The following is a 19,145-nucleotide window of genomic DNA, read 5'->3' as shown; positions in this document are numbered from 1 at the left end:
TGGGGGTTTATCGTCGAGTCATGACGAACAACTCCAAGGCTCACGAGAAGATCCGCGAAGAGCGCGAGAACGCCGAGAAGGACAAGGAGCGGCTGGAGGCCGCCGAGGAGAAGCGCCTCGACGACCAGGACAGCCCCGAGTAGCGCCTCCGGGAGTCCCCCCGGGGGCAGCGTCTGCTCGCGAGGACTCCTAGGATGGCGGGATGCCGTCGCTCGGGGATCTGATCGCTCCGCGGCGCCTCGGCGAATCGTTCCGCTGGCTCCTCGCCTCGTCGTGGACGAGCAATATCGGCGACGGCATCGCGCTCTCGGCGGCTCCGCTGCTCATCGCGTCGCTGACATCGTCGCCCCTCCTCGTCGCCGCAGGGGCGATGATGCAGTTCCTTCCGTGGCTGCTGTTCGGCCTCTTCGCGGGATCCGTCGCCGACCACCGCGATCGACGACGCCTCGTGATGATCGCCAACGGGTCGCGCGCGGTGGTCGTACTCGCTCTGGTCCTCTTCCTGGCCACGGGGCACGTCACCGTGGGGGTCGTCCTCGTCACGGCGTTCCTGTACGGCACCGCGGAGGTCTTCGCCGACACCGCGGGCAGCACGCTGCTGCCGATGCTCGTGCGACCAGGCGACCTCGGCATCGGCAACGCGCGTCTGCAGGCCGGTTACCTGGTAGGAAACCAGCTCGCCGGACCGCCGCTCGGAGCCTTCCTCTTCGCGATCGGATCCTTCTGGCCGTTCCTCGTGCAGATCCTCTGCGTGAGCCTCGCGGTCGTCCTGATCTCGCGAATCGCGTCTACCGCTGTTCCCCCGAAACAAGCGGCAGCCGAGGGCACCGACGGCGCGACGCCCGCTCGTGACGGCGGCACACCGCACCCGATCCGCGAGGGACTCCAGTGGCTGCGCGGCAACGCGCCGGTGCGCACGCTCGTGCTGATCATCCTCGTCTTCAACGTGACGTGGGCGGCGCCCTGGAGCATCCTCGTGCTCTACGCGACCGAGCACCTGCAGATGGGCGCCGTCGGGTTCGGAATCCTCACGACGGCGTCAGCTCTCGGCGGCCTGGCGGGAACCGCGTCGTTCGGCTGGCTGGAGCGCCACGTCTCGTTCGCCACCCTGATGCGGGTGTGCCTGTCGCTCGAGGTGCTGATGCATCTCGCGTTCGCTCTCACCACGGTGCCGGCGGTCGCGTTCGCGATCATGTTCGGGTTCGGCGCGTACGCGTTCGTCTGGGGCACGATCTCCACGACCGTTCGACAGCAACTGGTGCCGATGCAGCTGCAGGGCCGCATCGCCTCCGTGAACATGGTCGGCATCTTCGCGGGGCTCGTGATCGGTCAGCTGCTGGGCGGGCTGATCGCGCAGGCCTGGGGTCTCACCGCACCGTGGTGGTTCGCGTTCGGCGGGTCTGCTCTCACCCTCGCCGTCTTCTGGCGGTGGATCTCTCTGATCACCGCCGCCACCCCGTCGTCGTCCGACGTGGACGGATCCGGGGATCAGTCGACGAACGAGCCGTAGACGGCCAGGGTGTTCGCGGCGAGCTGCGCGCACAGCTCGTCGAGGTCGAGCGCGAGCTCGGCGGCCATGAAGCGCACGGTGACCGGGATCAGGTACGGCGCATTCGGTCGACCGCGATGCGGCGAGGGTGTGAGGAATGGGGCATCCGTTTCGACCAGGATGCGGTCGAGTGGCGTCACGGCCAGCGCATCGCGCAGGTTCTGCGCGTTCTTGAAGGTCACGTTGCCGGCGAAGCTGAGGTGGTATCCGCGATCGGCGGCGATGCGGGCCATGGCGGCGTCGCCCGAGAAGCAGTGGAACACCGTGCGCTCGGGCGCCCCCACGCGTGCGAGCGTCTCGAGCACGGCGTCGTGCGCGTCCCGGTCGTGGATCTGCATGGCGATTCCGTGCTTCTTCGCCAGCGCGATGTGCGCCTCGAAGCTCGTGAACTGGGCGGGGAGGCCCGCTTCGTCGGTGCGGAAGAAGTCCAGGCCCGTCTCGCCGATCGCGCGTACCCGCGGCTGCACGGCGAGCTCGTCGATGACGGCGATCGCCTCGTCGAGCCTGCCCGCCTCGGCGTAGGCGGGAGCTTCGTTCGGGTGGATCGCGACGGCGGCCAGAACACGAGGATCGGATGCCGCGGCATCCGCCGACCATCGGCTCGACTCGATGTCGCCCCCCGCCTGCACGACACCGACCACCCCGACCTCGGCGGCGAGATCGAGCTGCTCGACCAGGGAGCGCGACTGCTCGCCGTCGGCGATCTCGAGATGGCAGTGGTTGTCGTACACGGCGACGGCGAGGGGTTCGGGAGCCACGGGCCACCGCACGTCACGGCCTTCCTTGTGACGCTCCCGCACATACGCGCTCGGGTCGGTCACGCGTGCTCCTCGCTGCCGTCCCCTGCGACCGAGACCACGCCGCGGCCCTCACGATCGGCCTCGACACGCCGTGATCGCCACGCAGCCCACGGCGCGTCGTGACCGTTCGCGATGGGGAGGGCACTCACGGCGACTGCTCGACGCGGGGGAACAGCGGCGCGAGGCCGTTCACGCTCGACCCCGGCTTCAGCACGCCCCAGCCACCCGCCTCGCGGATGGGCTGATCGTGCAGGCGCCCGACGGTCTCGGCCGCGCCCAGGGCGATCCAGAGCTTCTCGGTCGCGACGGGCATCACGGGCGACAGCAGCACCGCGAGAGCGCGGAGCCCTTCGGCCGCGGTGTAGAGGACGGTTCCGAGACGTTCGCGCTGGGCCTCGTCCTTCGACAGCGCCCACGGCTCGTTCTCGGTGATGTACAGGTTCAGCGCGTCGACGATGGTCCAGGTGGCGGCGATCGCTTCATCGATGCGGAAGCGTTCGATCGCGGCATCCGCGGTGGTCACCGCATCAGCCACCACGCGCTGGATGTACATGTCGCCCTCGGCATATTCTCCGGGCGGAGGCACGGTCCCCTCGTAGTAGCGCTCGATCATCGCGATCGTGCGCGAAGCCAGGTTGCCGAAGCCGTTGGCGAGTTCCGCTTGGTAGCGCGCCGACAGGTCTTCCCACGAGAACGAACCGTCCTGACCGAAGGCGATCGCCGAGAGGAAGTAGAAGCGGTACGCGTCGGAGCCGAACACGTCGGTGATCTCCGTCGGTGCGATACCCGTCAACTTCGACTTCGACATCTTCTCACCGCCCACCAGGAGCCACCCGTGCGCGAAGACCCCCCGCGGCACCTCCAGGCCCGCAGCCATCAGCATCGCCGGCCAGATGACCGCATGGAACCGGAGGATGTCCTTGCCGACGACGTGGTAGGCCGGCCACCGGCGGGCGAACTCCTCGGGGTCTGCGCTGTAGCCGACCGCGGTGGCGTAGTTCAGCAGAGCGTCGACCCACACGTAGATGACGTGGGATTCGTCCCAGGGAACCTGGATGCCCCAGTCGAACGTCGACCGCGAGATCGACAGGTCCTTCAGACCGTTGCGGACGAAGGACACCACCTCGTTGCGGGCCGACTCCGGCCGGACGAAGTCGCCCTTGTAGAGCTCGAGCAGCTTGTCCTGGAACTCGCTGAGCTTGAAGAAGTAGTTCTTCTCCTGCAGCAGCTCCAGGGGCTTCGAGTGGATCGCGCACACCTTCAGACCCTCGAACGGGCCCGTGCCGTCGACGATCTCGGAGTCGGTCTTGAACTCCTCGCAGCCCACGCAGTACAGCGCCTCGAACTCGCCGGCGTAGATGTAGCCGCGATCGTAGATCGCCTGCACGAACTTCTTCACACGCTCCTCGTGACGAGGCTGAGTCGTGCGGATGAAGTCGTCGTTCGCGACATCCAGCGTCTCCAGAAGCGGATACCAGGCCTCCGACACGAGACGGTCGACCCACTGCTGCGGGGTCGCGCCGTTCGCGGCGGCCGCGCGCAGCATCTTCTGCCCGTGCTCGTCGGTGCCGGTCAGCATCCAGGTGTCATCCCCCGCCTGACGGTGCCAGCGCGCGAGCGCGTCCACGGCCACGGTCGTGTAGCCGTGTCCGATGTGGGGCACGTCGCTCGGGTAATAGATCGGCGTCGTGATGTAGAACGAGGAAGAACTGCCGGTGCTCACGCCACGATTCTAGTTTGGCCGGATGCCGCGGCCCGCCGTGTGACGTCGGCTCCCGGCATCCGTCGCTCCGCTCAGGCGCTGTCGCGGACGACGAGCGTCGTCGGGAGCACGACGGACTCGCGCACCCTGCCGTTGATGATGTCCAGCAGCATCTCGACCATCGACGCGCTGATCTCCGCCCACGGCTGCCGCATCGTGGTCAGCGGCGGCTCGTGCGTGGCCGCGAGCCCCGAGTCGTCGAAGCCGGCCACCGCGACGTCCTCGGGGACGCGCCGGCCCGATGCGCGGATGGCGGCGGCGGCCCCGACGGCCAGGACGTCGGATGCCGCGAACACGGCGTCGATCTCGGGGGCGCGGTCGAGCAGCCGGGTCATGGCGTCGTAGCCCGTCGCCCGCTCGTAGCTCCCCTGCTCCACGAGCTCGGGATCGAAGTCCTCGCCCATCTCCTCGCGGAATCCGACGAGACGGAAGCGTCCGCCCGGGGTGTCGTTGGGGCCGGTGATGACGGCGATGCGCCGGTGGCCGCGGTCGCGCAGGTATCGGGTCATGACGCGTGCCGATCCCTCCTCATCGACCGAGACGGTGGGGACGTCGGCCCGATGGCCCAGCGGCTTGCCCGTGCAGACGGTCGGGATGTGCGCGTCGATGAGCGAGTCCAGCAGGGGGTTGGACTCGTGCGACGAGATCAGGAGGACCCCGTCGACGTGGCCGGCGCGCACGTAGTGCTCGATGTTCGCCCGCTCGGCCGCGGTGTCGGCCACCAGGAGCACGAGCGTCATCGAGCGCTGCGCCAGGGCCTCGCTCGCTCCGCGCAGGAGGAGGGCGAAGGTGGGGTCGTTGAAGAGCAGGTGCTGCGGCTCGGTGAGGAGGAACGCAAGAGATCCGGCGCGACCCGTGGCGAGGCTCCGGGCGTGATGGTTTGCGGTGTATCCCGTGCGATGGATGGCCTCCTCGACCGCCACGCGCGCATCGGGTGAGACCCAGTGACCCCCGTTGATGACGCGCGACACGGTGCCGCGCGACACCCCCGCCTCGGCGGCGACATCGCGGATCGTCGGGCGACGACGCGCCGAACTGGACTCTTCCACGGAGAGTGACTCTACCGGCCCGACCGACACGCGAACGCTCGGTCGGACAGGCCGGTGTGACCGGTCACGGTTCGATAACGGATGCCGCGGGCTGCGTGCGCCGACCCGCCCGTGCGGGTCATACTGTGACCGGTCCCAGTGCCGTCGACGTCGACCTCGACCTCGATCTCGGCGCGACACTGCACCGCCGCAGCACAGATCGATGAGACCCGACGGAGCGTCATGAATCAGAGCACCCCTTGGCCCGCACTCAGCGGACTCGCCTACGGCGGTGACTACACGCCGGAGCAGTGGCCGCGTGAGGTCTGGGACGAGGACGTCGTGCTGATGCGGGAGGCGGGTGTCAACCTCGTCAGCGTCGGCATCTTCTCGTGGGCGCTCCTGGAGACCAGCGAGGGCGTCTTCGACTTCGGCTGGCTCGACGAGCTCCTCGACCTCCTGCACGCGAACGGCATCAGCGTCGACCTGGGCACCCCCACGGCGGCTCCGCCGGCGTGGTTCTTCGCCGATCACCCCGACGCGCGTCCGGTGTCGCGCGACGGCGTCGTCATGGGCGGCGGTTCCCGCGGCAGCGCATCCCCGTCCTCACCCGCCTACCGCGATGCGATCGTGCGCATCTCCTCCGCCCTCGCGGAACGCTACGCCCAGCATCCGGCCATCGTCCTCTGGCACGTCCACAACGAGTACGGCGTGCCCGTCGGCGAGGACTACTCCCCGGCATCCGTCCTCGCGTTCCGCGACTGGCTGATCGAGAAGTACGAGACGCTCGACACACTCAATACCGCCTGGGGCACCGCGTTCTGGGGCCAGAGCTACACCGCATGGGAGCACGTCGACGCCCCGCGCACCGCGCCGTCGGTCGTCAACCCCGCGCAGCGCCTCGACTTCGCCCGCTTCACCGATCACCAGCTGCGCGCGTGCTTCATCGCCGAGCGCGATGCGATCCGCGCCCGTGCGACGCAGCCGATCACCACGAACTTCATGGCGAACCAGAGCTGGACGACCGACCTCTGGGCCTGGGGCCGCGAGGTCGACGTGGTCTCGGACGACCACTACCTCTGGGCCGCCGACGAAGAGGGCGAGATCGGACTGGCCATCGCCGCCGATCTGTCGCGCTCCGTAGGGGGCGGCAGGCCGTGGATGCTGATGGAGCACTCGACCTCCGCGGTGAACTGGCAGCCCCGCAACATCGCCAAGCGTCCCGGCGAGATGTCGCGCAACTCCCTCAGCCACGTCGCCCGCGGCGCAGACGCGGTGCTGTTCTTCCAGTGGCGCGCCTCCCGCTCGGGCGCCGAGAAGTTCCACTCCGCGATGATCCCGCACGCGGGGACGGACTCCCGCGTGTGGCGCGAGGTCGTGGAGCTCGGATCGCACCTGCGACGACTGGGCGAAGTGCGGGGTTCGCGCGTCGTGGCGGATGTCGCGATCCTGTGGGACTTCGAGTCGTTCTGGGCGCAGGACCTCGAGTGGCGTCCGTCCATCGATCTGACGCACCAGGAGCGCGTCCGCGCGTTCTACGAGCAGCTGTGGCGCGACAACATCACCGTCGACTTCGCCCTGCCGGGTCAGGATCTCTCCGCCTACCGCCTGGTGATCGCCCCCGCCCAATACCTCCTCCGCGTCGAGGACGCCGAGAACCTCAACCGTTATGTCGAGCGGGGCGGCACACTGCTGGTGTCGTTCTTCTCGGCCGTGGTCGACGAGAACGACGCCGTGCATGCCGGCGGGTTCGGCGCGCCGCTCCGGCCCGCGCTCGGTGTGGTCGCGGAGGAGTTCCTCCCCCTCCGCGAGAGCGCAACCGCGTCGGTGGCCTGGCACGGAGACCGAGGTGACGGCTCGGGTACGCTCACCGCCGACACGTGGCAGGAAGACCTCAGGGTCCACGAGGCTGCCGTACTCGCGACGTATGTCGACGGGCCTGCGGCCGGTCGACCGGCCATCACCCGCAACGAGAGCGGCGAGGGCATCGGCTGGTACATCAGCACCCGTCTGGATGCTGCGAGCCTGCGCACCGTGATGCGCGCCGTCTACCTCGATGCCGGTGTGGAGCCGTTCGCTGCTCCGGCGGGCCTCGAGATCGTGACGCGCCATGGCGAGGAATCCGACTACATCGTGGCGATCAACCACGGCGAGCGGGAGCAGCGCCTGCACGCGTCGGGAACCGAGCTCCTCACCGACACCGAGGTCGACGGCGAGATCACGGTGCCAGCCGGCGATGTCGTGATCATCCGCACCGCTCGCGCGCGGAAGGAGGCGGCCACCCATCCACTCGTCCGCGTGTGAGGCCCGCACCGGCATCGCACACCCCGCACCATCACGTGCTCTGCACCATCCCTGAACGGGCCTGACGGCCCACACACCAAACCGGTCGTAACGGCGCGACTCTCCTGAGTCCGCGGTGCGGCCACACCCTGGAAGGAACACTCATGCGCAAGCATCTGGCCATCGGCGCGATCACGATCGCGTCTGCCATTCTCCTGGCGGGCTGCAGCGGAAGCTCGGCCCCCGACAGCTCGGGCGGCGGTGGCGGGGACGCCAGCGGCACCGAACTGACCATCTGGGCCGATGAGAACCGCAAGCCCGCGATCGAGGCCGCGGCGAAGTCCTTCGAGGAGGAGACCGGCGCGACCGTCACCATCGTCCAGAAGAACTTCGACGACATCCGCACCGACTTCATCAACCAGGTTCCGACCGGCGAAGGCCCCGACCTGACGATCGGCGCCCACGACTGGCTCGGGGCCCTGGTGGCCGCCGGTGTCGTCTCGACGATCGACCTCGGCGACAAGGCCGACTCGATCGAGCCCGTCGCGCTTCAGGCGATGACCTACGACGGCCAGCTCTATGCGCTGCCGTACTCGCTCGAGACCGTCGCCCTGGTGCAGAACACCGACCTCGTCGGCGAGGATGCGCCCACCAGCTGGGACGACATGATCGCGAAGGGCACCGCCTCGGGCGCCGAGCGCCCGTTCGTCATCAACACGGCCGGCCAGACCGGCGACGCCTACACGATGTACGGCCTGCAGACGTCGTTCGGCGCTCCCGTCTTCGTCCAGGACGACACCGGCTCGTACACCACCGACGTCGGCATGGGCGGTGCGCCCGGAGACGGCTTCGCGGCGTGGCTCGGCTCGCAGGGTGCAGCCGGGACCGGGATCATCTCCACGACCGTGGACTACGACACCAACAACGAGCTGTTCAACACCGGCAAGGCGGCGTACACGATCCAGGGACCGTGGGCGATCGCCTCGTTCGCCGACGTCAATGTCAAGGTCAACCCGATCCCGTCCGCGGGCGGCCAGACCGCCGCGCCGTTCGTCGGCGTGCAGGGCTTCTACCTCAGCTCGGAGAGCAAGAACGCCCTTCTCGCGCAGGAGTTCCTCGTGAACTACATGGCGACGGAAGACGCCCAGCGCGCCCTGTACGACGCCGACCCCCGCATCCCGGCGTGGACCGACCTGGCTACCGAGGTCTCCTCCGACCCGATCATCGGCGGATTCGTCGCATCGTCCAAGAACGGCGTGCCCATGCCGAGCATCCCCGAGATGGGCTCGGTCTGGGACCTCTGGAACGCCGCGCAGGTGCAGATCATCGGCGGCGCCGACCCGGTCAGCACCTGGAACACGATGGTCCAGCAGGTCACGGACGCGACCTCCTAGCAGCATCCCCGTCCCGGGGGCGGGCCCGCCGCCCGCCCCCGGACACCACCGCCCCGACGCCCGCGGCACGAGGAGAACAGAATGTCGGCACCACAGATCGCGACCGGTCAGCCGGTCCCCCCGTCCGCGGACGACCCACCGCTCGCGCCCCGGAGCGAGTCGCACGCGCGCCGCTGGCACGGCCTGGGGTGGGGGTTCCTCGTCAAACTCGTGCTGATGGCCGGCATCAACGCCCTCGGTGTCATGACGATCCTCGCCGCGTGGAACGAGCAGGCGTGGCTCATCGTCGGCGCTTCCGTCGTGCTCGTCGTCATCGCCGACGTCGTGTACTTCAGCAAACGGGCCATCGCTCTGAAGTACCTGTATCCGGGACTCGTCTTCCTGTTCGTGTTCCAGATCTTCATCTTCGGCTACACCGCCTACATCGCCTTCACCAACTACGGCACGGGGCACGTCGGCACCCAGGAGCAGGCCGTGAACGCCGCGCTCAGCCAGGGCGAGCGCCGGATCGAAGGATCCGACAGCTATCCGCTGACCGTGGTGCAGCGCGGCGGCGCGCTCGGATTCGCCATCGTCGACGGCGACGACGTGCGGGCGGGCTCGGAAGACGAGCCGCTGAGCGACGTCAGCGGCGCCGACATCGGCTCGACCGGCGCCCCCTCGGCGGTTCCCGGCTGGGATGTCGTGCCGCGCGCCCAGCTTCTGAGCGATCCCGAACTCCAGCAGCAGATCACGGAACTGCGCGTACCCGTCTCGGACGACCCCAACGACGGCTCCATCCGGACGCGCGACGGCAGCACCGGGTCGGTGTATCTGTCGACGCTGACGTGGGATGCCGCGGCGCAGACCATCACCGATACGAGCACCGGCACCGTCTACACCGCCACCGCAGGCGGCAACTTCGTCGCGGAGGACGGCACGAGGCTGCCCACCGGCTGGGTCGTGAACGTCGGTTTCGACAACTTCATCAAGCTCTTCACCGATCCTTCACTCGGACAGCCGCTGTTCCTCGTGACGGCCTGGACGTTCGCGTTCGCGATCCTCTCGGTGGTCCTCCCCTTCGCGCTGGGTCTGCTGTTCGCCCTGATCTTCAACGACCCTCGCCTGCGCGGGCGCAAGATCATCCGGACGCTGTTCATCCTCCCCTACGCCTTCCCGGCCTTCATGTCGGCTCTGCTGTTCCGCGGCATGTTCAACTCCGAGTTCGGCGTGATCAACGACCTGTTCTTCTTCGGGGCGCAGATCGACTGGCTCGGTGACCCGTGGCTGGCCAGGATGGCGGTGCTCTGGGTCAACGTCTGGCTCTCCTACCCGTATTACTTCCTCGTGTGCACGGGCGCGATCCAGGCACTCCCCGCCGATGCGCTGGAAGCAGCATCCATCGATGGTGCCGGCGCCTGGCGCAAGCTCCGCTCGATCATCCTGCCGCTCGTGCTCGTCTCCACCGCCCCGCTGCTGATCTCCTCCTTCGCGTTCAGCTTCAACAACTTCACGATCATCTACATGTTCAACAACGGCGGCCCCGCGATACCCGGTGCACCGTTCGCCCTCGGTGCCACCGACATCCTGATCTCGGCGATCTACGACATCTCCGGCGTCTCCGGGGGCGCCGCGGACTACGGGCTGGCGAGTGCCCTCTCGATTCTCGTGTTCGTCGTCATCGGCGTCATCGCCGCGCTGGCGTTCCGACAGACCCGCAAGCTCGAGGAGTACCAGTGATGTCCACGACCCACGCCACCCGCACCCGCCGCCCGGACACCGACACGGCGGCACCCGACCGCACCCGCGCTCGCCGCAGCCGCTGGCTGCGGGACGTGGGCTGGAAGTACGTCCTCGCGCTCATCATCATCTTCTACGCCGTGTTCCCGCTCGTGTACGTCGTGTCCGCGGCCCTCAATCCCCGCGGCACCCTCGCGGCCAGCAACGCCCTGTTCTCGTCGATCGACTTCTCGAACTTCGCCGCGCTCAGCGGCACGAGCTTCTGGACCTGGGCGGGCAACACGCTGATCGTCGGCGCGGCCTCGTCGATCGGCGCCGTCCTGATGGGCGCGTGCGCGGCCTACGCGTTCTCACGTTTCCGCTTCTCGGGCCGCCGAGCCAGCCTCACGGGCCTGCTCATCATCCAGATGTTCCCGCAGGCGCTCGCCTTCGTCGCGATCTTCCTCATGCTGCTGAGCCTCGGCGAAGTGGTGCCGGCTCTCGGCCTCAATTCGAAGATCGCCCTGATCTGCGTCTATCTCGGTGGCGCTCTGGGCGTGAACACGTTCCTCATGTACGGGTTCTTCAACACGATCCCGATCGAGATCGACGAGTCGGCAAAGATCGACGGTGCCACCCACGCGCAGATCTTCTGGCGGCTCATCATGCCGCTGGTGACGCCGATCCTCGCGGTCGTCGCGCTCCTGGCCTTCATCGCGGCGTTCGGCGACTACATCATCGCGAAGATCGTCCTGGTCAGCGAAGACAACTGGACGCTTGCGGTGGGCATGTTCCAGTGGGTGTCGAACCAGCTCTCCTCGAACTGGGGGCTGTTCGCCGCCGGTGCCGTGATCGCGTCGATTCCCGTGCTGGTGCTGTTCTTCGCGCTGCAGCGCTACATCGTGGGCGGACTGACCGCCGGTTCGGTCAAGGGCTGAGGCCGGTCGGGCCGCCCCGTCAGTTCCGGACGGCGAGGGCGGCCTGATATAGCTCTCGGGACGAGTGCCCGGTCTGCGCCGACACCTCGGACGAGGCATCCTTCAATCGGATGCCCGACCGCACGAGCTCGAGTACCTGGGTGACCGCGTCGGGGAATTCGACGCTGCGGGCCGCGGCCCCCTCGACGACGATGACGAGTTCGCCGCGCACCCCCGCTGCCGCCCACTCCGCGAGCTCGGTGACGGTGCCCCGAGCCACTTCCTCGTACATCTTCGTGAGCTCGCGGCACACGGCCGCGCGGCGATCCGCCCCGAAGGCCGTCGCCATGGCCGTCAGGGTCGCGGCGACGCGGGCCGGTGAGTCGAAGAACACCATCGTGCGCTGCTCGGCGGCGAGCGCCCGCAGCGTGGATGCCCGCTCCCCCGCCTTCCGCGGCAGGAACCCCTCGAAGGTGAAGCGGTCGGTCGGCAGGCCCGAGACCGCCAGCGCGGTCACGACGGCGCTGGGACCGGGGATCGCCGTGACGGTCACCCCCGCTGCCGCGGCTGCAGCCACGAGTCCGTAACCGGGATCGCTCACCGTGGGCATGCCGGCGTCGCTCACCACCAGCAGATCCTGTGCGGCGGCGAGCGCGGCGAGTTCGCCCGCTTTCTCCTTCTCGTTGTGATCGTGCAGCGCGATCAACCGGGGCCGGTTGGCGATTCCCAGGGCGAGCAGCAGACGGTGCGTCGTGCGGGTGTCTTCGGATGCCACGACCTGAACGGTCTCGAGGGCCTCGACCAGCCGCGGCGACGCGTCCTTGAGGTTGCCGATCGGGGTGGCGGCGAGGATCAGCATGCGCCCAGTCTGACAGTCCGTACCGCCCTGCCGCCGTAGGCTGTTCGCTGTGACGACGACCGACGAGCCTCTGCTGCCGTCCGCGCCGTCGGAGCAGGTGCGCGCGTCCTTCTACGACCGCTGGTCGACACGACTCGCCGCGGATCCGCAGCGGCAGCGGCGGATCGCCTGGCTGGCGCCCCTCGTGATCACCCTGGTCGCCGGCATCCTGCGCTTCTGGAACCTCGGGCACCCCGACGCCCTGGTCTTCGACGAGACCTATTACGTCAAGGACGCCTGGAGCCAATGGGTCCTCGGGTATCCGGCGACATGGCCGACCGAGGGCGCCAACGAACGGTTCGTGGCCGGCGAGACCGGCATCTTCAACGACGAGGGCAGCTTCGTGGTGCATCCGCCACTGGGCAAGCTCCTGATCGGGGCGGGGATGGCGCTGTTCGGCGCCGAGTCCTCCTTCGGCTGGCGCTTCGCGACCGCCGTCTTCGGCACGGCACTGGTGCTGCTCGTCTACCTGGTCGCGCGATCGCTGACGCGGTCGGTCGTCTTCGCGTCGGTCGCGGGCGTGCTGATGGCCGTCGACGGCCTGGCCATCGTCATGAGTCGGGTCGCCCTGCTGGATGTCTTCCTGGCCTTCTTCACCCTGCTCACCTTCTGGTTCGTGATCCTCGATCATCGACGGCACCGAAGACGCCTGGAAGCGGCCGTCGCGTCACGCACGGTCGAGGGCGAACCGCCGGTGTGGGGTCCGGTCCTCTGGAACCGGCCGTGGCTGATCGCAGCGGGGCTGGCCGTGGGCGCCGCGACCGCGGTGAAGTGGTCGGGGCTGTACGTCATGGCCGCCGTCGGCATCTACGTGGTCGTCAGCGACGCGCTCGCCCGGCGGAAGGCCGGGGTCGGGTACTGGCCGACCGATGCCGCGTTCCGGCAGGGTCCCGTCTCGTTCCTGCTCTTCGTCCCGGTCGCGTGCGTCGTCTACCTCTCGTCTTGGACCGGCTGGCTCGTCACTGCGGGAGGATACGGCCGCGACGGCACGGGTGTGACCCTGGCCACGGGGTTCTGGTCGTGGCTGCCCCTGCCACTGCAGTACTTGTGGGCTTATCACCAGGCGATGTACGGATTCCACGTCGGGCTGACCTCGCCGCACAGCTATGCCAGTCCGGCCTGGCAGTGGCTGCTGCTGGTGCGCCCCACCTCGATGTACTACCACCAGGACGCGAACGGCGAGGCGGGCTGCGGAGCGGTGAACGGCTGCGTGCAGAACGTGTACGGCATGCCCAACCCGCTCATCTGGTGGGCGGCGTCGGCCGCGATCGTCTACCTTCTCTACCGCTTCGTGCGGACGAGGGACTGGCGCTACGCGCTGGTGCTGACCGGCTTCGCGGCGACCTACGTTCCGTGGCTGCTCTACCCCGAGCGCACGATCTTCCAGTTCTACACGATCGCCATGCTGCCCTTCATGGTGATCGCACTCACGTTCGTGCTGCGCGACATCGCCAGCCCCCGACGACGGAGGGAGAGCCCCGAAGAGGACGCGCACCGGCGCCGGTCCGGTCAGTGGGTGGTCGTGGTGTTCCTGGGCTTCGTCCTGCTGATCTCGGCGTTCTGGTATCCGATCCTCACGGCGTCGCCGGTGCCGTACGACTTCTGGCGTCTGCATAACTGGATGCAGACGTGGGTGTAGCGACGGGCTCATCGTCGTCCTCACCGTCCGCGTTCTGATCCGATGCGACGAGGTCGACGGCCTCGCGCAGACGCGTGAGCGTCTGGATCACGGTGTCGGCCTCCTGCGGGCTGAGGTCGAGCACGGCCGCCATCATCCGCTCATGCATGGCGCCCAGGGTCTGACGAACCGCGGAATCGGCGTTCACGGTCGGCTCGACGTAGATGCTGCGTCGGTCGGTCTCGTGCTGCACCCGCTGGACATGACCGAGCTTCTCCAGCCGGTCGACGATCGCGGTCGTCGACGCGGTCGACACCCGGAGGTACTTCGACAGTTCGCTCGGCCGCACTTGACGGCCCTCACGCTGCGACCTCATCAGGTAGCGCACGACGAGGAGATCATTCTCACCCATCGACATCTCTTCGCGGGTACGTCGGCGCATCTCCGTGTCGGCCGACCGATACCGGCGGAACGCCTCCAGGACGTCGACCGCCCGTCGGTGCTGAGCGTCCTCAGTGTCGTCGAACCAGTACCCGCCGTGGAAATCCGGGTCGTACGGCATCAGCCGCGTTCCTTCGGGGCGGTCACGTTCAGCTCGCGGCGCGGACCTCTTCGCGCGGCATCTCCGACCCCGCGAGCTGATTCATCACCCGCATGTGCTTGCGCTCGAGGTAGGCGGCGGCGTCGTTCTCGGGCATGACGGTCAGCGTCCCCGTCGAGTCCTCGCTCTCACCCATGGCCTGCACCCAGAGCCTGTTCATCGCCGGGACGCGGCTGCCGACCGAGATGAACTGCAGCGGGACCGCGGGAGAGATCCAGAGGTTCCTCCGCGATCCGATGCCGACGTCGTCGATCGGCAGGCTCACCATGAACGACTCCCCGCGGCGCAGTCGCACGGCCATCGCCAGGCGGAGGTGTTCCAGCGTGCGGTCATCCACGGGGATCGCAGAACCGTTCCCGTACAGCAGTGTGCCCATCGTGAGTGCCTTTCGATTTGGCTAGTTCGATAAGTATCTAATCAAACTAGCTAAATAGCAAAGCGAGATCCGCGATCCGCACTCCTGCCGGTTCTCCACCGATCACGACGTCGGCGTCACGTGTTCGGGCGCGCCGGCGACGTAAGATGGAAGGCTATGTCTGCGCTGGAACCTGTGATCTCGTACCCGCCGGAGCTGCCTGTCAGCGCGGCCCGCGAGGAGATCGCGCGCGCCATCCGCGACAACCAGGTCGTGATCGTGGCCGGCGCGACCGGTTCGGGCAAGACGACGCAGCTGCCGAAGATCTGCCTCGAGCTCGGACGCACCCGCATCGCGCACACTCAGCCGCGGCGGATCGCCGCGCGCACGATCGCCGAGCGCATCGCCGAGGAGCTGGAGGTGCCTCTCGGGACGACCGTCGGCTACAAGGTGCGGTTCACCGACAAGGTCTCGGAAGACACCCGGATCGCCCTGCTCACCGACGGCATCCTCCTCAACGAGATCCACCGCGACCGGCTCCTCCGGCGCTACGACACGATCATCGTGGACGAGGCTCACGAGCGGTCGCTCAACGTCGACTTCCTGATCGGCTACCTGCGCCGCATCCTCCCCCGCCGCCCCGACCTGCGGGTCATCATCACCTCCGCCACGATCGACCCGGAGAGCTTCGCCGCCCACTTCGCAGACAGGGCCGGTGTTCCGGCGCCGATCATCGAGGTGTCGGGCCGGACCTATCCGGTCGAGGTCCGCTACCGCGGTGTCGACGGCGGTGACGACGACTCGGACGACGACGACTCGGACGACGCGCCCGCTCCCGCGCGGGCTCCCCGCATCGGTCGTCCGGCGGCGAAGGCCACGAGGCGGCCGCTGCGCGAGGATCCCCCCGATGACGTCGACGCGATCGTCGAGGCGCTGCGCGAGCTCGACCGTGAGGCCGCGGGCGACGTGCTGGTCTTCCTCCCCGGCGAGGCGGAGATCCGCGACGCCGCCGAGGCGGTGCGGGGCGCGTACGCGAAGGATGCCGCGCCCACCGAGGTGCTGCCGCTGTACGGGCGCCTGAGCGCGGCGGAGCAGCACCGCGTCTTCGAGCGTTCTACCCTCCCCGGCGTGCGGCGCCGCGTGATCCTCGCCACCAACGTGGCCGAAACGAGCCTCACGGTGCCGGGCATCCGCTACGTGATCGACACCGGCACGGCGCGCATCTCGCGGTACAGCAACCGCACGAAGATCCAGCAGCTGCCCATCGAGGCGATCTCGCAGGCCTCGGCGCAGCAGCGTGCGGGCCGCGCAGGTCGAACCGCACCGGGCATCGCGATCCGGCTGTACGGGGAGGACGACTTCGACAAGCGCCCCGAGTTCACCGAGCCCGAGATCCTGCGCACCAGCCTGGCGTCGGTCATTCTGCAGATGCTGTCGCTCGGCTTCGGCGACATCGCCGCGTTCCCGTTCCTCACTCCGCCCGACTCCCGAGGGGTGAAGGCGGCGTTCGACCTGCTCGTCGAGCTGGGTGCGGTCTCGCTGCCGGCGGGTCGCGCCGACGGGCGCACGCCCACGCTCACGGCCCTCGGCCGGGAGATCGCCCGACTGCCCATCGACCCCCGGTTCGCCCGCATGCTGCTGGAGGCCCGGCGCACCGGCGTCCTGTCGGACGTGATGGCGATCGTCGCGGGCATGTCGATCCAGGACGTCCGTGAGCGTCCGGAGGATCGGCGGGAGGAGGCCGACCGGCTGCACGCGCGGTTCACCGACCCGACGAGCGACTTCCTGAGCCTCCTCAATCTCTGGAACCACCTCCAGGAGCAGCAGTCGAGTCTCGGCTCCAGCGCTTTCCGACGCCTGTGCCGCGCGGAGCACCTCAATTACGTGCGCGTCCGGGAATGGGTCGACGTGCACAGGCAGCTGCGCTCGCTCGTCCACGGCGGAGGCGAGCGCGCGTCGATCGGCGCGGCCGACGGCGGCGCGGATGCCGACGCGATCCACAAGGCGATCCTCTCCGGCCTGCTGTCGCACATCGGAATCCTCGACGAGCGCCCGGCGCCTGCGGCGCGCACGACGACCGCACGCGGGGAGAACCGCGGACGGACGGCACCCGGCGAATACCTGGGGGCCCGTGGCGCACGCTTCGCGATCTTCCCCGGCTCGGGGCTCAAGAAGAAGCGCCCCGCCGCCGTGATGGCGGCGGAGCTCGTCGAGACGTCTCGGCTTTTCGGACGCTCGGTCGCCGCCATCGACCCCGAGTGGGCCGAGCCCCTCGCGGGCGACCTCGTCAAGCGGCAGCTCGGCGATCCGCACTGGTCGAAAGATGCCGGGGCTGCGGTCGCCGCCGAGAAGGTCACGCTGTTCGGAGTCGAGATCATCCCGCGCCGCCGCGTCCAGTTGGCGCGCTTCGATCAGCCCCTCGCGCGCGAACTGTTCATCCGCAACGCCCTCGTCGAAGAGGACTGGGACCCGTCGCACCTCGACAAGCGCCTGACCGCCTTCCTGCGCCGCAACCTGGAGCAGCGCCGGCGTCTGGAGAAGATCGAAGAGCGCGAGCGCCGTCGCGACATCCTCGTCGGCGACGAAGCCGTCTTCGCGTTCTACGACGCCCGCCTCCCGCGCGACATCTTCGACGCGCGGTCGTTCGAGGCCTGGTGGACCGACGCGTCGTCGCGGACGCCGCGTCTCCTCGACCTCACCGAGGCCGACCTGCGCGACGAAGCGGCCCGCACCGACGAACGGGATTTCCCCGCACGCTGGCGTCAGGGCGACCAGGTGCTCACCCTGAGCTACCGCTTCGAACCCGGCGCTCCCGACGACGGCGTCACCGTCATCGTGCCGCTGGCCCTTCTCGCTCAGTTGCGCCCCGACGGCTTCGACTGGCAGGTGCCGGGCATGCGCGACGAGCTGGTGACGGCGCTGCTGCGCGCGCTGCCGAAGGCGATCCGGCGGCACGTCGTACCGGCGGCGGACTGGGCGACCCGGTTCTCGGAGGAGCTCGCGGGACTCGGGCCCGAGGCGCACGACGGCATACCCGAAACGACGCTGCGCGACGCCCTGGCCCTTCTTGTCCGGCGGGCCGCCGGCCAGCCGGTGACCGCCGCCGATTTCGACGGCGAACGCGTCCCCGGCCACCTGCAGGTCTCGTTCCGCGCGGTCGACGATCGTGGGCGTCCCGTCGGCTCCGCTCGCGACCTCCGGGCACTCCAGGAGCAGCTCGCGGGCAGGGCCCGCACCACGGTGGCGCGCTCGCTGCAGCGCGCCGACGCGGGTCGCCCCGCTCCCGGTTCGTCGCCCGCGGCCGCTGCATCCGTCCCGTCCACTTCGCTGCGCGAGCGCTCCGGACTGGTGCAATGGTCGTTCGACGACCTCCCCGAGGTCGTCGACACGCGTGTCGCGGGAGGCATCGTCCGCGGCTACCCCGCGCTCACCGACGAGGGTCAGAGCGTCGCCATCCGCATCGAGACGACGGCGCAGGATGCCGCGCGGCAGACACGTGCGGGGGTTCGGCGTCTCCTCCTCCTGGCCGTACCCTCCCCCACCTCCTACGTGCAGGAGCACTTGACCTCGAGCGAGAAGCTCGCTCTGGCGACCTCCCCGTATGCGTCGGCGAAGGCGCTCATCGAAGATGCCCGCACGGCGGTCGCCGACGCCGTCCTGTCGCGCCACGGCGACGGAGTGCTGCGGACGAAGGCGGAGTTCGAGGACGTGCGCGCCGAGCTGTCCGCGGCGATGGTCGACGATCTGTTCGGCGCGGTGTCGCTGAGCGCCCGCATCCTCACACTCGCGCGCGACGCCGATCGCGCCGTCCGTGCGCAGAACTCGCTCATCCTCCTGGGCGCGCTGGGCGACATCCGCGCGCAGCTCGGCGGGTTGATCTTCCCGGGTTTCGTGGCGCGCACCGGGCTGGAGCGCCTGGGCCACCTGCCGCGCTATCTGCAGGGTGTGCTGGATCGCGTCGCATCGCTGTCCGACAACGCCGGGCGCGACCGCCAGCGGATGACCGAGTTCGAACGCGCGGGCGCGCTGTACGCCGAGGCCGGCGGCACGATCCCCCTCCCCTCGGATGCGCCCGCGTCGCTCGCGCACGCCCGGTGGCTGCTCGAGGAGTACCGCGTCAGCCTCTTCGCCCAGCGTCTGGGAACGGCCGAGCCGGTGTCGCTGCAGCGCATATCCAAGGCCCTGGCCGATCGCTGACCCGACCCGGGCGCGGGAATACCGCCCGACGGGACGCGGTTTCGA

General features: G+C 69.1%; 15 protein-coding genes. 8 read left to right on the top strand and 7 right to left on the bottom strand.

Features of this window, described 5'->3' with window-relative positions:
• Positions 1 to 20: 20 nt before the first annotated feature.
• Together ACFXOO_RS03770 and ACFXOO_RS03765 are read left to right on the top strand one after the other, a co-directional pair.
• Positions 21 to 143 carry a hypothetical protein gene (locus ACFXOO_RS03770; RefSeq protein WP_378838193.1) on the top strand — a complete coding sequence of 41 codons (123 nt, stop codon included), beginning with the start codon at positions 21 to 23 and terminating at the stop codon, positions 141 to 143.
• Positions 144 to 202: 59 nt separating this feature from the next.
• Complete coding sequence (locus ACFXOO_RS03765) at positions 203 to 1,510, top strand: MFS transporter (protein WP_394562813.1); 1,308 nt, start codon at positions 203 to 205, stop codon at positions 1,508 to 1,510.
• Here ACFXOO_RS03765 and ACFXOO_RS03760 read toward each other — a convergent pair.
• The 4 genes from ACFXOO_RS03760 to ACFXOO_RS03745 form a co-directional block, all read right to left on the bottom strand.
• The gene (locus ACFXOO_RS03760) at positions 1,489 to 2,370 is read right to left on the bottom strand and encodes a TatD family hydrolase (protein ID WP_378838187.1); all 882 of its coding nucleotides are present in this window, start codon (positions 2,368 to 2,370) and stop codon (positions 1,489 to 1,491) included. The genes ACFXOO_RS03765 and ACFXOO_RS03760 overlap by 22 nt on opposite strands.
• Positions 2,367 to 2,498 (bottom strand): hypothetical protein, encoded by a 132-nt coding sequence (locus ACFXOO_RS03755; RefSeq protein ID WP_394562812.1) that lies wholly within the window; start codon positions 2,496 to 2,498, stop codon positions 2,367 to 2,369. Before ACFXOO_RS03755 ends, ACFXOO_RS03760 begins: the two co-directional genes overlap by 4 nt.
• Complete coding sequence (metG, locus tag ACFXOO_RS03750) at positions 2,495 to 4,072, bottom strand: methionine--tRNA ligase (protein ID WP_378838183.1); 1,578 nt, start codon at positions 4,070 to 4,072, stop codon at positions 2,495 to 2,497. The genes ACFXOO_RS03755 and metG overlap by 4 nt, the downstream gene beginning before the upstream one ends.
• Before the next feature lie 71 nt (positions 4,073 to 4,143).
• Positions 4,144 to 5,160, bottom strand: a complete 1,017-nt coding sequence (locus ACFXOO_RS03745; RefSeq protein ID WP_378838181.1) for a LacI family DNA-binding transcriptional regulator — start codon at positions 5,158 to 5,160, stop codon at positions 4,144 to 4,146.
• Between the two features lie 222 nt (positions 5,161 to 5,382).
• Between ACFXOO_RS03745 and ACFXOO_RS03740 the strand changes: the two genes are divergently transcribed.
• The 4 genes from ACFXOO_RS03740 (at position 5,383) to ACFXOO_RS03725 (ending at position 11,452) form a co-directional block, all read left to right on the top strand.
• Complete coding sequence (locus tag ACFXOO_RS03740; protein ID WP_394562811.1) at positions 5,383 to 7,443, top strand: beta-galactosidase; 2,061 nt, start codon at positions 5,383 to 5,385, stop codon at positions 7,441 to 7,443.
• A gap of 143 nt (positions 7,444 to 7,586) precedes the next feature.
• A complete protein-coding gene (locus ACFXOO_RS03735; RefSeq protein WP_378838176.1) occupies positions 7,587 to 8,816 on the top strand; it encodes an extracellular solute-binding protein in 1,230 nt (409 codons plus the stop codon).
• 81 nt (positions 8,817 to 8,897) lie between these two features.
• Positions 8,898 to 10,535, top strand: a complete 1,638-nt coding sequence (locus tag ACFXOO_RS03730; RefSeq protein ID WP_378851428.1) for an ABC transporter permease subunit — start codon at positions 8,898 to 8,900, stop codon at positions 10,533 to 10,535.
• On the top strand, positions 10,535 to 11,452 hold the full coding sequence (locus ACFXOO_RS03725; protein WP_378851430.1) for a sugar ABC transporter permease: 918 nt from the start codon (positions 10,535 to 10,537) through the stop codon (positions 11,450 to 11,452). The genes ACFXOO_RS03730 and ACFXOO_RS03725 overlap by 1 nt, the downstream gene beginning before the upstream one ends.
• A gap of 19 nt (positions 11,453 to 11,471) precedes the next feature.
• Here the strand turns inward: ACFXOO_RS03725 and rsmI are convergent, their stop codons facing one another.
• A complete protein-coding gene (gene rsmI / locus ACFXOO_RS03720; RefSeq protein WP_378838169.1) occupies positions 11,472 to 12,290 on the bottom strand; it encodes a 16S rRNA (cytidine(1402)-2'-O)-methyltransferase in 819 nt (272 codons plus the stop codon).
• Positions 12,291 to 12,339: 49 nt separating this feature from the next.
• Here rsmI and ACFXOO_RS03715 point away from each other — a divergent pair, with 49 nt between their 5' ends.
• On the top strand, positions 12,340 to 13,968 hold the full coding sequence (locus ACFXOO_RS03715; RefSeq protein WP_394562810.1) for a dolichyl-phosphate-mannose--protein mannosyltransferase: 1,629 nt from the start codon (positions 12,340 to 12,342) through the stop codon (positions 13,966 to 13,968).
• Here ACFXOO_RS03715 and ACFXOO_RS03710 read toward each other — a convergent pair.
• Together ACFXOO_RS03710 and ACFXOO_RS03705 are read right to left on the bottom strand one after the other, a co-directional pair.
• The gene (locus ACFXOO_RS03710) at positions 13,904 to 14,509 is read right to left on the bottom strand and encodes a MarR family winged helix-turn-helix transcriptional regulator (protein WP_394562809.1); all 606 of its coding nucleotides are present in this window, start codon (positions 14,507 to 14,509) and stop codon (positions 13,904 to 13,906) included. The genes ACFXOO_RS03715 and ACFXOO_RS03710 overlap by 65 nt on opposite strands.
• 28 nt (positions 14,510 to 14,537) lie before the next feature.
• Positions 14,538 to 14,924 carry an ATP-dependent DNA ligase gene (locus ACFXOO_RS03705; RefSeq protein WP_378851435.1) on the bottom strand — a complete coding sequence of 129 codons (387 nt, stop codon included), beginning with the start codon at positions 14,922 to 14,924 and terminating at the stop codon, positions 14,538 to 14,540.
• A gap of 156 nt (positions 14,925 to 15,080) precedes the next feature.
• Between ACFXOO_RS03705 and hrpA the strand changes: the two genes are divergently transcribed.
• Positions 15,081 to 19,100 (top strand): ATP-dependent RNA helicase HrpA, encoded by a 4,020-nt coding sequence (gene hrpA / locus ACFXOO_RS03700; RefSeq protein ID WP_394562808.1) that lies wholly within the window; start codon positions 15,081 to 15,083, stop codon positions 19,098 to 19,100.
• Positions 19,101 to 19,145 lie beyond the last annotated feature (45 nt).

It is taken from the genome of Microbacterium sp. P03 (assembly GCF_043556235.1).
In the GTDB taxonomy this organism is placed as follows: domain Bacteria; phylum Actinomycetota; class Actinomycetes; order Actinomycetales; family Microbacteriaceae; genus Microbacterium.
Note: the sequence above shows the minus strand (reverse complement) of the source record. Positions and strands in the feature narration are given on the sequence as shown.